The sequence below is a fragment of the Pseudomonas sp. B14(2022) genome (genome assembly GCF_012030485.1).
GTDB lineage: Bacteria > Pseudomonadota > Gammaproteobacteria > Pseudomonadales > Pseudomonadaceae > Aquipseudomonas.
This window is the reverse complement of sequence record NZ_JAAUVM010000003.1, coordinates 318,006-329,593: the sequence shown is the minus strand read 5'-3', so window position 1 is coordinate 329,593 and position 11,588 is coordinate 318,006. Positions and strand designations below refer to the sequence as shown.

The following is an 11,588-nucleotide window of genomic DNA, read 5'->3' as shown; positions in this document are numbered from 1 at the left end:
GTCTTGGACGAGCTGCTGCATTGTTCTACAACTGATGTAAAAACGCCTGCAAGAAGCAGGCGCGGTGTGGAGAGCGAAACCCCTAGGTCATCAGAGGTTAGAAGGAAGGTGTTCCATAGCCACGGGGGGCATTCTACGTAAGGTTGAATCTGTTTGTCAGGTCGCTGCGTAGCTCAACGGTAACAAGCTGCTTCGCCAGACTTATCAAGCTGGAAGCCGGCTTTGCAGACTCATGCCCATATTGGTAAGGGCGCTGGACAGCTTTTCCAGCGTGGGGAACCCTATGTCATGCACGCCTGCCCAGGCCGGTCGGTCGATGTAAAAGCTGCCATCGGCCAGCCGATGGATGGGTGTCGCAACGATGCCCCTGTCTCTGCTGTGATGCCGCAAGGTGTAGTTGCCCTGGTTCTCGTCGATCAAGTACATGCCTTTGCGAAACAGCAGTCGCTGCTGTTGCTCCAGCGTCCTGAGCACCGGCGGCGCTTCCACTTGTACTCGCAGGTCGGCATGCAAGGTGTCGAAGCTATCCCCGACGCTTTCAGGGGAGGGGGCATTGTCGCGATCAATGTCGATGCCGGGGTCAAGGCGCACGTCGTTACCTTGCCCGGGAAGCACCTCTTCGATACGCAGCCCGATGCCACCTTCCAGTTCACTGACACCCGCGAAGCCATTGAAGGTGTTGATGTTTCTCGCGTTGGTCAGGACCAGCCATTTACCGCCGCCGTTCAAGGTTCTATCGGCTTGGATAAGGGTGTGCGCGAGGTAATTGCTCGTCACTTGCTCGGTAAGATCGGCGATGGGGTTGGGGTATTTGTAATGGGCTGCGCAGTCGATAGCCTGCACGCGTATGCCGTTGGCCCTGGCGGTCTTGACCAGTTCCAGTTCGTTGAATTGCCCGGATGGATCGGTGCCCAGCTTGCCAAGGTAGCTTTCCAGGTCGTCGGACATTTCGCCGGTCTGGAAATAGTGGTTCAGATCATCCTGTGCGAAGTCGTTGAGCAGGCGACGCATATACAGGGTTTTCACGCCCTTGCGCGCAAAGAGCGGCATGTTGTGGATCACCAGGCGGGTGCTGGTGATGCGGTCCAGGGTTTCGCCGATGACGTAGCCCGGTAGGTCTTCGGGCAGGCGTTCGAGGACGTCTTCGAAGGCCGTTGTCGGTTCAAACGCGGGAATGTCCGGACGAGGAGGCAGGCGGGTCCAGGACAGTTCCTTGTAGAAGTCTTGCGCCGATTGCAGCAGTTTGCGGTGCGTTTCGCCGAAGTAGTAGGTGAAGCGGTCAATGCGGCCGAAGCGGCTGTGAACATGGGTTTCAGTGAGGCCCATTGCCCAGCGTTTCACTTCCGGGCGGGTTGATGGCGGGGTATCGAAGGGGGTGGTCACCCTGCGCAGTGCGTGAGATGGCGTGGCCATCGCTTGCGGCGGTGGTGGGACTTGCGAGGGTGCCGGCCTGCGGGCGCTTTTGCTGGAGTTTCCCCCGCCGCCTTTCAAGCCGTTGCTGTCGGTCACACGCTCCCATTCGTTGAACTCGTTCAGGCGCACCGGCAGCGCGCCGGAAAAGCCATGAGGGTTGTTCGGGTCGACAATCGTCCAATAACCACGGCCGTTGGGGTTGGCTTCGTAGCGCACGTAATAGGCTTGATCATTCATCAGGATGGCTTGCTGTGGCATGCCGTCGGAAGTCCGCAGGCTATAGACCTGCTGGAACTTTCCGGGGGCGGTATCCAGGTGTTCTCCTTCCAGTATCAGGTTGGTCTGGTAGGCGGCGGGTACCGCCGGCGCAGGCATCGGCGCTGCGCTGGTGGGCTCTGTGGCCGGCATTGACCCAATGGGTTCCACCGCGACGGTGTCGGCCGCTTCGGCGATATCGGGCACGACCCCGTCGGCTTTCAACAGTGCGAGGTTAAACAGTGTGTCGATGGCACTCAGAATCGCATCCAGCTCCCCGGCACGGCGTTCGGCCAGGGTTTTGCCGTTGATGGCCTGGTCGATATTCAGGCCCAGATTGGCCACGCTGGCGCCTACCACCACCAAGGCCACCGGCCAGCCCGCCACCGCCATCGGGCCGAAGGTTTTGCCAAAGGCGTTCAGGTAGCCGATCCAGAGTTTCTTGCGCAGGTCGCCATTGCTGCGCAGGGAGAAGTCTGCATCGTTGTGCATGCGTGCATGGCTTGATTGTGCCAGCCACCTAAAGGCGTCGTGTTCGATGGTTTGGTCGGTTTGATTGATCAGGTGGTGATCCCAGGTGCCCCAGTCGATAAACAGCTGGTCGAGCTGGTGGCCCAGGCCCTTGTCCACCCAGTCCGGCGGCAGGGTACCCGCCAGGGCCTGGGCGGTGCGATAGATCAGCACGGGGGTGAGCAGCATCTGCTTCCAGGTTACGGCGTCGGTATCGTCCTGCTGGATCTGCGCGGACAGCGGGAAGTGAGCCATGAAGCGGGCGCGGTTATCCGGGTGGCTGGTCTGGTTCAGCAGCCAGAAATGCAGGTCGGCCGGGGTCTCGAAGCAGTGGAAGGCCTGAGATTCGCCCGGTACATAAAGGATTTGCCGTCCATCGCCGTCGACGATGCGCAGGATATCCGTGGCGATATGTCCGCCGATATCCAGCGCCGCCACGCGCAGCCCGCTGGCTGAAGTGACCTCGGCTTGCAGGTTGGACAGGGTTGGGGGCCAGGACAGATTGCTGGCTAGGGCCTGAAGCACTGTGTGCAACTGCGACTCGGTGAGATGCCCGGCCTGTCGCGCTTGCAGGGCCTGGGCCAGGCAGTTGACCTTGGCCAGGGTGCGGAAGTCGTCGAAGTGAACGCTCCAGAATGTCTCCATGTGTGTGGTGTAGCGGTCGCTGAAATTGATCGCCCAGAAGTCCTTGAGCACCGCGCTGGCGGACAACTGCACTTGGTTATGCTGATCGAACAACCGCGCCTCGGCACCCTCGCGATAAAAACCACCATCACCGTCGAGCAGGTCGGCATTGTCCTGGTCGTGCACCTCGAAGCGGTGAATGACCAACTGCGTCAGCGTCATCGACTCCTGGGGTTTTTCATTGTGGCTCCAGCCCGTAAAGGTTGCCGGGTCACCGACACCACCGTTGAAGCGGTGCCAGTACACCTGATCGGGATCCAGGCCCTCCAGGCCGTGCCTGGCGAGAATTTCACGGGCGGCCTCAATGGCCATCGTCTGCATATTCGGGCAGGCATCCAGCACCACCGGGGCCAGGGCGCGAAGTTTTTGCTGGGCTGCGGGGGATGTGTCGGTCAGCGGCATGCTGCTCTCCTTAAGGGGGAAGAGCCGAGCATGCCAAGCCGTTTAGAGGGGCGGTGGGTAGATAGTTAGCGCCTGGCGATATCGGAGAAGTAAAACTTATCCAACGTATGCCGTGACTCGGTGTACTCGAACTGCCGCCCATCCTGCAGAAACGTCTGGTTGCTCACCACGATCACATGGCTTTGGCCATCAAGGTCGAGGTGGGTCTGGTCATCCTTGCTGCGGGGCAGGGCTTCGATGGTGCGCTGGGCGTAGCTGATTTGCAGTTGCAGGGTCTGTTCGATGAAGGCGTATATCGACTGTTCGGCAATCGCCTGGTCCAGGCCGGGGATCAGGTCGGCGACGAAGTGGTTGATGTCGAGGATCACCCGTTTGCCGCCGATGCGCCGTACCCGTTTGATGCGTGTGATGAGGCTGCCGGGTTCGGCCTCGATGTGTTGCAACAGCGGGCCTTCCAGTGGGAGTTGAGTGAATTCGACCACTTCGGTGCGTACGTCATCGCCCAGGTCGGCGTGGGTTTCGTGGAAGCTGACGATGCCGCCGAGTTGGAACTCAATCGGGTTGGGCGAGAGCACGAAGGTGCCCTTGCCGTGGATCTTTTGCGCAAACCCACGTTCCTGCAACTGCTCGATGGCCCGACGCACGGTGCCTCGGCTGGCCTGGTAGCTGTCCATCAATTCGGTTTCGGAGGGCAGGCGCGTGCCGCGTTGCAGGCGTTCGGTGGTGATGCTGGCAAGCAGATCGGTATAGATCTGGTTGTATTTGCTCATGGATAGGGCTCTATGCCGCGTTGGCGTTCAAGGCAGGAACCTTAGAGGCAGAGAGGGGCTTTGTCCATTAGACCCTTGGATTTGTGCGGCTTGCAGCGACGGGATGTCCTGCACGGAATAAACAAATCCAAACTCGTACAGACGAGTTGTTGCTTTAACTCGTCTGTACGAGTACTTTTGGCTTCGGCGTGCTGCCAATGACTGCCCCCAATAAAAAAAATCAAAGTGGAAACCAAGCATGAGCCACGACTATTCGAACATTGCCCGCGAGATCCTCGAGCACCTCGGGGGCAGCGACAACCTTGAGCAAGCTGCCCATTGCGTGACCCGCCTGCGCCTGGCGCTCAAGGATCCGAGCCTGGTCAACAACAGCGCGTTGAACCAGGTCGATCTGGTCAAGGGCTCATTCTTCACCGGCGGTTTGTTCCAGGTGGTGATCGGCCCCGGCGAAGTGGAAAAGGTCTACGCCGCCCTGCGCGAACAGACCGGCCTCGCCGCCGCCACCATCGCCGATGTGAAGAAGAAGGGCGCCGACAAGACCAATGCCATGCAGCGCCTGGTGCGGGTGTTCTCCGATGTGTTCATGCCGATCCTGCCCGCGCTGATCATTGCTGGCCTGCTGATGGGCATCAACAACCTGATGGGCGCCAAGGGCATGTTCATCGAGGGCCAGACGCTGCTGGAGGCGTATCCGAACCTGGATGGCCTGTGGAGCCTGATCAACCTGATGGCCAATACCTCATTCGTGTTCCTGCCGGCGTTGGTGGGCTGGTCGGCGGCCAAGCGTTTTGGCGGCAGTGAAATCCTCGGCATTGTGCTCGGCCTGATGCTGGTGCATCCCGATCTGCTCAACGCCTGGAACTACGGCAAGGCGGTCGCCGGGCTCGACGGCCAGAGCCTGCCGTACTTCGATATTTTCGGCTGGTTCAAGATCGAGAAAGTCGGCTACCAGGGGCAGATCCTGCCGATCCTGATGGCGGCGTATGTGATGAGCGTCATCGAGAAATGGCTGCGCGCTCGCGTGCCCAACGCCATTCAACTGCTGGTCGTGCCGATCACTACCATCGTCGTCACCGGCGTGCTGGCGTTGGCGATCATCGGCCCGGTGACCCGTCACCTCGGCATCCTGATCACCGAAGGCGTGGTCACCCTGTTTGACCTGGCGCCGATGGTTGGCGGAGCGATTTTCGGCCTGCTGTACGCACCGCTGGTGATCACCGGCATGCACCACATGTTCCTCGCCGTCGACCTGCAACTGATCTCCACCCAAGGCGGCACGTTTATCTGGCCGATGATCGTCATGTCCAACCTGGCCCAGGGCAGCGCCGCGCTCGCGGTGTTCTACACCACCCGCAATGCGCGGGATAAAAGCATGGCCTCGACCTCAGCGATTTCCGCTTACTTCGGCATCACTGAACCGGCGATGTTCGGGGTGAACCTGCGCTTCAAGTTTCCGTTTTATGCGGCCCTGGTGGGCTCGGCGCTGGGCAGCATTTTCCTGTCGCTGAACAAGGTGCAGGCCTCGGCCATTGGGGTGGGGGGCTTGCCTGGGTTTATCTCGATCGTGCCGCAATCCATCTCGATGTTTGTGATCGGGATGGTCATCGCGATTGTCGTGCCGTTCGTACTGACCTGTGCGTTGAGCATGAAGATTGTTCGGCCCGGTTATCGCGTTGCCTGATCTACCGCTATCGGGGGCAAGTTGAACCGTTGCACCATTAATTGAAGGAACCCACCATGCAAGACTGGCAACACTCGGTGATCTACCAGATCTACCCCAAAAGCTTCTACAGCCACGCGGGTAACGCCACCGGTGACCTGCTGGGTATCGTGGACAAACTCGACTACCTCAAGTGGCTGGGCGTGGATTGCCTGTGGATCACGCCGTTCCTGCGCTCGCCGCAACGGGACAACGGCTACGACATCAGCGACTACTACGCCATCGACCCCAGCTACGGAACCATGGCCGACTGCGACCTGCTGATCAGCGAAGCGGCCAAGCGCGGCATCAAGCTGATGCTCGACATTGTGGTCAACCACACGTCCATCGAGCATGAGTGGTTCCAGCAGGCGCGCAGCAGCCTCGACAACCCCTACCGCGACTTCTACATCTGGCGCGACCAGCCCAACAACTGGGAATCCAAGTTCGGCGGTTCGGCCTGGGAATACGAGGCGCAAACCGGCCAGTACTTCCTGCACTTGTTCGACCACACCCAGGCTGACCTCAATTGGGACAACCCCCAGGTGCGTGCCGAAGTATTCAAGTTGATGCGCTTCTGGCGTGACAAGGGCGTGGGCGGTTTCCGTCTGGATGTGATCAACCTGATCTCCAAGCCCGCCGATTTCCCCGAAGACAACAGTGACGGCCGCCGCTTCTACACCGACGGCCCGAACGTGCATGAATACCTGCAGGAGATGCACCGCGAAGTCTTTGAAGGCCATGACCTGATCAACGTCGGCGAGATGTCGTCCACCAGCCTGGAGCATTGCATTCGCTACTCGCGGCCGGAGTCGAAAGAGCTGTCGATGACCTTCAACTTTCATCACCTGAAAGTTGATTACCCGAACCTGCAAAAGTGGGTGAAGGCCGACTTCGACTTCCTGCAACTCAAGCAGATTTTTTCCGACTGGCAACTGGGTATGCAAGCCGGTGGCGGCTGGAATGCGCTGTTCTGGTGTAACCACGATCAGCCCCGGGTGGTCTCGCGGTTTGGTGACGACGGTGAGTACCGGGTGGTCTCGGCCAAGATGCTCGCCACCGCATTGCACTTCCTCCAGGGCACGCCGTTTGTGTATCAGGGCGAAGAGCTGGGCATGACCAATCCGGGCTTCGCCAGCATCGATCAGTACCGCGATGTGGAGACCCTGAACATCTTCCGCCTCAAGCGCGATGCCGGTGAATCCGAAGCGGCGAGCATGGCGGCGATCATGCAGAAGTCGCGCGACAACGGCCGCACGCCGATGCAGTGGAACGCGCAACCCAATGCGGGCTTCAGCACCGGTGAGCCCTGGATCGGCATCCCGGCGAATGCCGCGCAGATCAACGTTGAACACCAACTCGATGATCCCGACTCCGTGCTGCATCACTACCGTGCGCTGATCGCCTTGCGTCGTCATGAACCGCTGATTCAAGCGGGTGTTTACCGCCAACTGCTGCAAGACCATCTGCAGGTCTGGGCGTACCTGCGTGAAGGCCACGGCGAGCGCTTGCTGGTGCTGAATAATTTCTACCGCCAGCCCTGTGAGATCCAACTGCCTGACGACGTGATCGGCGCGGCGACCGAGCAACGCCTGCTGATCAGCAATTACCCCGACTGCCCGCAACGCACGGCCACGGTCGTCTTGCGTCCCTACGAATCGTTCGTGCTGTATCTGAAGGACTAAACCCCGGGCGCAGGGTGCTTCAAAAAAAACATAATAAAAATATCGGAGTGCTTCATGAAAACAACAATAAAGCTGGGCCTCGTTGCCTCCTGCCTGAGCCTGCCATTCGGTGCGCAGGCCCTGGAATTTGCAGGTTACTTACGCAGCGGTGCGGGGACTTCAACGGGCAGTGGCAAGCAGCAATGTTTCCAACTGCCGGGGGCGCAAACCAAATACCGACTGGGCAACGAATGCGAGCAGTACGCCGAACTGGAACTGCGTCAGGACCTGCTGACCCTCGACGATGGCTCAGTGCTCAGCGTCGACGCCATGGCATCCCTCTACAACAAATACGACCGCGCCCTTAAATTCCAGGGCGAAGACAACGGCTCGGCGCGCATGCCGCAGATGTATGCGCAGTGGTCGAACCTGCCGGCCCTCAATGGCGGTTCCCTGTGGGCCGGTCGGCGTTACTACAAACGCAATGACATCCATATTTCCGACTTCTACTACTGGAACCAGAGCGCCACCGGTGGCGGTATTGAGGACGTGCTGATCGGCGACCTGAAATACAGCTACGCCCTCTCGCGCAAGGACAACCTGTACCAGAAGGAATACGCCACCCGTCACGACTTCAACGTGGCGGGCTTCAAGACCAACCCCGGCGGCGAACTGGAGCTGGGCTTGAGCTACATCGAAAAGGCCGGCGGGCGCGATACCAACAGCGGTTGGGCGCTCACCGCGCAGCATGTGCAAAAACCCTTTCTGGGCGGCAAGAACAAATTCGCCCTGCAGTACGGCGAAGGTCCCGGCACCGGCCTGGGCTACACCGGCAATACCTTCCTGGACAACAGCAGCAAAAGTTATCGCGCCGTGGAGTTCTTCGACTGGCAAGTGACCCCGCGCTTTGGTGGGCAGATCGAAGCGGTGTACCAGAAGGATATTCGCCCCGGCAGCCAGGACCAGACCTGGATGTCCATCGGTGTTCGCCCTGCGTATGCGATCAGCGAACAATTCAAACTGGTCACCGAACTCGGGCACGATCAGGTCGATGCCACAGGCGGCACGCGCAAACTGAGCAAATTTACCTTCGCCCCGACCTGGTCGCCCAAGGGGCCGGATTTCTGGGCGCGGCCGGAAGTGCGGTTGTACTACACCTATGCGACCTGGAACGAAGCGGCCAAGCGTGCAGCGAATGAACTGGCGGCGGGCTCGGCGTTGTCCGACACCGGCGCCTATGGCACCGCGCGGCATGGGTCGAACGTTGGCGTGCAGGTTGAATACTGGTGGAAATAAGTCATCCGTGGGATAGGCATCCACCCAAGGATTTTTACAGAACAAAACAGCAGGTGACGTCATGACCGCAACTCAACCCCTGGAATTGCTCGCGCCTTTATCCGGCGTGCTGCTGGCACTGGACCAGGTGCCTGACCCGGTGTTCGCCAGCCGCATGATTGGCGACGGCCTGTGCATCGATCCCACTTCGCAGACCCTGTGTGCGCCGCTGGCCGGAGTGATCAGTAATATCCAGGACAGTGGGCATGCGGTCAGCGTCACCGACGACAACGGCGTGCAGGTGCTGATGCATATCGGCCTGGACACCGTGAGCCTGGCGGGCAAGGGCTTCACCCGCCTGGTCGAGGAAGGCCAGCGGGTGGAAGCCGGGCAAGCACTGATCGAATTCGATGCCGACTACGTGGCGCTCAACGCGCGCAGTTTGCTGACCTTGATGCTGGTGGTCAGCGGCGAGCCGTTCACGCCGTTGGCAAGCGGCCTGGTGGAACGGGGCCAACCGGTGTTGCAGGTAGTGCCCGGCAACCGGGTAGAGGAGGCCGATGAGGAGGAGGGCGATGCACGCTTCTCCAAGCCGTTGACCTTGCCCAACGCCAATGGCTTGCACGCGCGCCCGGCAGCGGTATTTGCCCAGGCGGCGAAAGGTTTTAACGCGAGCATTTACCTGCACAAGCAAACCCAGAGTGCCAACGCCAAGTCGCTGGTGGCGATCATGGCGCTGCAAACCGTACAGGGCGATACCTTGCAAGTCAGCGCAGCCGGGGAGGATGCCGAGGCAGCAATCAATGCGCTGGTTGCGCTGTTGGCTGAAGGCTGCGGCGAGGCCATTGCGGCGCCGGCTGCACAGCTCGAAGCGCGCGTGCCGGTATCGTCGACGACGCTGCTGCGAGGCGTTTGCGCATCGCCGGGGTCGGCGTTTGGCCAAGTGGTTCAGGTCGCTGAGCCCGAGTTGAAGGTGACTGAACAGGGGGCGGGAGAAACCCTCGAACGCGCTGCGTTGGCGCGTGGCCTGTTGGCTGCAAACGAAGCGCTGCAAGCCTTGCAAACCCAGGCGGCAGGCAGTGCCCAGGCGGAGATTTTCCGTGCCCATCAGGAATTGCTCGAAGACCCGACGCTGCTGGAACAAGCCCACGGCTTGCTGGCCGAAGGCAAGAGCGCCGCGTTTGCCTGGAACAGCGCCACGGTCGCCACCGCCCAACTGTTCCAGGGCCTGGGCAATGCCCTGTTGGCCGAACGTGCGGCGGACCTGGCGGATGTCGGTCAGCGCGTGCTGAAACTGATCCTCGGTATTCAAGACCGCGCCTGGGACCTGCCCGACCGCGCGATCCTGGTCGCCGAGCAACTGACGCCTTCGCAAACCGCCAGCCTCGACACCCAAAAGGTGCTGGGGTTTGTCACCGTCGGCGGTGGGGCAACCAGCCATGTCGCGATCCTGGCGCGTGCCCTGGGCGTGCCTGCCATGTGTGGGGTCGGGCCTGAAGTGCTGGCGCTGGCCAACGGCAAACAGGTCCTGCTCGACGCCGACAAGGGCGAGTTGCACCTGGACCCCAACCTGGCCGAGATCGAACAATTGGAGGCTGCGCGCCAACAGCAAATACTACGACGCCAGCGTGACGTGGCGCAGGCCTCCGTGCCTGCGATCACCCGCGACGGCCATCACGTCGAGGTGACCGCCAACGTCGCGTCGTTGCAGGAGGTGGAGCAATCCCTGGCCCTGGGAGGCGAAGGCGTCGGCCTGCTGCGATCGGAGTTCCTGTACCTGGATCGCAATCGCGCCCCAAGCGTGGATGAGCAGGCCGCAACCTACAGCGCCATCGCCCGTGCCCTGGGCACCGAGCGCAATCTGGTGGTGCGCACCCTGGATGTCGGCGGCGATAAACCGCTGGCGTATGTGCCGATGGACAGTGAAACCAACCCGTTCCTGGGCCTGCGCGGCATACGCCTGTGCCTGGAGCGCCCGGAGCTGTTGCGTGAACAGTTGCGCGCGATCCTTGCGAGTGCCGGGCTGGCGCGCCTGCATATCATGTTGCCGATGGTCAGCCTGCTGTCGGAGCTGCATCTGGCGCGCAAGGTTCTGGAAGAAGAAGCCCAGGCCCTCGGGATCAGCGAGTTGCCCAAACTGGGCATCATGATCGAGGTGCCGTCGGCAGCCTTGATGGCGGATGTGTTTGCGCCCCATGTGGATTTCTTCTCCATAGGCACCAACGACCTGACCCAGTACACCCTGGCCATGGACCGCGATCACCCGCGCCTGGCCAGCCAGGCCGACAGCTTTCACCCGGCGGTGCTGCGCCTGATCGCCACCACCGTCACGGCCGCCCACGCCCATGGCAAGTGGGTGGGCGTATGCGGTGCACTGGCCTCCGAAGCGCTGGCGGTGCCGGTGTTGATCGGGCTGGGCGTGGATGAGCTGTCTGTCAGTGTGCCGCTGATTCCCACCATCAAGGCCACCGTGCGCGAGCTGGACCTGGTCGACTGCCAGACCATCGCCCGTCAGGTACTGGGCCTGGAAGAAGCCGCCCAGGTGCGCGAGGCCTTGCGCCTGTACCACGCGGCCACCGTTGAAACCTCACCTGTCGTGGAGCACTGAGCATGTTCGAGAAATTGCAGCGGGCGTTCTGGAAAGCCCTGACCCCGGATTTGATTGCCGAGACGGTGGTGACTCCGACGCAGGGGCTGTTGTCGGCCGAGGTGCTGAGTGCGTTGGGAGGTGCGGATAACCTCAAGTCGCAACAGCGTGTGGCGCTGACGCGGGTGAGGGTGCAATTGCAGGATGCGGGCCGGCTGGATGAGGCGGCGTTGAAAGCGGCGGGTGTGCCGGGTGTGATGGTGTTGGCGGGAGGAGTGGTCCACCTGATCACCGGCCTCTAACCCAAGTAGAGATCAAAATGTGGGAGG

The 11,588-nt window shown here is 61.0% G+C and carries 7 protein-coding genes; 5 read left to right on the top strand and 2 right to left on the bottom strand.

All coding sequences use genetic code 11. The features are described from left to right. Positions 1 to 204 precede the first annotated feature (204 nt). Both HCF10_RS07305 and treR read right to left on the bottom strand, forming a co-directional pair. A complete protein-coding gene (locus HCF10_RS07305; RefSeq protein ID WP_167655134.1) occupies positions 205 to 3,264 on the bottom strand; it encodes a membrane-targeted effector domain-containing toxin in 3,060 nt (1,019 codons plus the stop codon). 65 nt (positions 3,265 to 3,329) lie between these two features. Then, positions 3,330 to 4,034 carry a trehalose operon repressor gene (gene treR / locus HCF10_RS07300; protein ID WP_131697972.1) on the bottom strand — a complete coding sequence of 235 codons (705 nt, stop codon included), beginning with the start codon at positions 4,032 to 4,034 and terminating at the stop codon, positions 3,330 to 3,332. A 238-nt stretch (positions 4,035 to 4,272) separates the two neighbouring features. Between treR and treP the strand changes: the two genes are divergently transcribed. The 5 genes from treP (at position 4,273) to HCF10_RS07275 (ending at position 11,561) form a co-directional block, all read left to right on the top strand. Beyond that, positions 4,273 to 5,715 carry a PTS system trehalose-specific EIIBC component gene (treP, locus tag HCF10_RS07295; protein ID WP_131697971.1) on the top strand — a complete coding sequence of 481 codons (1,443 nt, stop codon included), beginning with the start codon at positions 4,273 to 4,275 and terminating at the stop codon, positions 5,713 to 5,715. Between the two features lie 56 nt (positions 5,716 to 5,771). Further along, positions 5,772 to 7,418, top strand: coding sequence for an alpha,alpha-phosphotrehalase (treC, locus tag HCF10_RS07290; protein WP_167655133.1), 1,647 nt, complete (start codon positions 5,772 to 5,774; stop codon positions 7,416 to 7,418). A gap of 54 nt (positions 7,419 to 7,472) precedes the next feature. Beyond that, complete coding sequence (locus HCF10_RS07285) at positions 7,473 to 8,693, top strand: maltoporin (RefSeq protein ID WP_145338396.1); 1,221 nt, start codon at positions 7,473 to 7,475, stop codon at positions 8,691 to 8,693. Between the two features lie 61 nt (positions 8,694 to 8,754). After that, positions 8,755 to 11,280, top strand: a complete 2,526-nt coding sequence (ptsP, locus tag HCF10_RS07280; protein WP_167655132.1) for a phosphoenolpyruvate--protein phosphotransferase — start codon at positions 8,755 to 8,757, stop codon at positions 11,278 to 11,280. Positions 11,281 to 11,282: 2 nt separating this feature from the next. Next, entirely contained in the window at positions 11,283 to 11,561 is a 279-nt protein-coding gene (locus HCF10_RS07275; protein WP_131697967.1) for a PTS transporter subunit EIIB, read from the top strand. Positions 11,562 to 11,588 lie beyond the last annotated feature (27 nt).

What these genes read in the sequence shown, in the direction of transcription:
- HCF10_RS07305 (WP_167655134.1), bottom strand. Translation starts at nt 3,264, where the DNA reads ATGCCGCTGACCGACACATCCCCCGCAGCCCAGCAAAAACTTCGCGCC.
- HCF10_RS07275 (WP_131697967.1), top strand. Translation starts at nt 11,283, where the DNA reads ATGTTCGAGAAATTGCAGCGGGCGTTCTGGAAAGCCCTGACCCCGGAT.
- treR (WP_131697972.1), bottom strand. Translation starts at nt 4,034, where the DNA reads ATGAGCAAATACAACCAGATCTATACCGATCTGCTTGCCAGCATCACC.
- treC (WP_167655133.1), top strand. Translation starts at nt 5,772, where the DNA reads ATGCAAGACTGGCAACACTCGGTGATCTACCAGATCTACCCCAAAAGC.
- treP (WP_131697971.1), top strand. Translation starts at nt 4,273, where the DNA reads ATGAGCCACGACTATTCGAACATTGCCCGCGAGATCCTCGAGCACCTC.
- ptsP (WP_167655132.1), top strand. Translation starts at nt 8,755, where the DNA reads ATGACCGCAACTCAACCCCTGGAATTGCTCGCGCCTTTATCCGGCGTG.
- HCF10_RS07285 (WP_145338396.1), top strand. Translation starts at nt 7,473, where the DNA reads ATGAAAACAACAATAAAGCTGGGCCTCGTTGCCTCCTGCCTGAGCCTG.